This is a genomic window from Stenotrophomonas sp. P5_A9, assembly GCF_056400525.1.
The window spans coordinates 1-697 of sequence record NZ_JBFULC010000150.1; the positions used below are offsets into that span (position 1 = coordinate 1).

The following is a 697-nucleotide window of genomic DNA, read 5'->3' on the forward strand; positions in this document are numbered from 1 at the left end:
CGCTATATGACCAAGCCGGGAAGTGGATCGGCAGCTACTCAGCGACGGGTCAAGCTCAGCAGCAGATGGTCTGGCTGGACAGCTACCCGGTAGCGATGATCAACACACCAGCCTCTGGGGTGCCAGAACTGGCCTATATCCAACCAGATCACCTGGGTACGCCGCGTATAGTTATCGATTCCGTGCGCGACATCCCGATCTGGGAGTGGAGCAATAAGAGTGAGGTGTTTGGTAATCAAAGCCCAGTCACAGACCCGGATGGCGATGGCATTGATTTTAACTTGGTACTGCGTTTTCCAGGGCAGCAGGCCACAGACGCCAGTGGGTTATTCTATAACTCCCAGCGAGAGTACGACCCGGCAGTGGCACGGTACACGCAGGGAGATCCTCTGGGACTGCACGGTGGTGTGTCATTGTACTCGTACGCGGGAAGCAATCCCGTCGCTTCGATCGATCCTTTCGGCCTTTTGGAATGGCAAGTAAATTCAGTAGTCTGGCGGACGGGTACGAGGGAAGGGGACGCGACAAGAACGTTCCCGGGCGCGCCGCAATCTGAGTTCAGATCTAATACGTTGGCTAGAACGACGATGGATTGGGCGATCAATTCACAATGCAATTGCGATGCCAACGGGTATTACCTTAGCGAATATTCTGTCAGTCTCACACCGATTGTCCTAATGCGCGACCGCTACGATTC

1 protein-coding gene is annotated in these 697 nt (G+C 54.7%); it reads left to right on the forward strand.

What is annotated here, in order from left to right; translation table 11 throughout:
* Positions 1 to 697: RHS repeat-associated core domain-containing protein (locus AC1DR7_RS20330; RefSeq protein WP_478076676.1), on the forward strand; the 697-nt coding region annotated here is incomplete at both ends.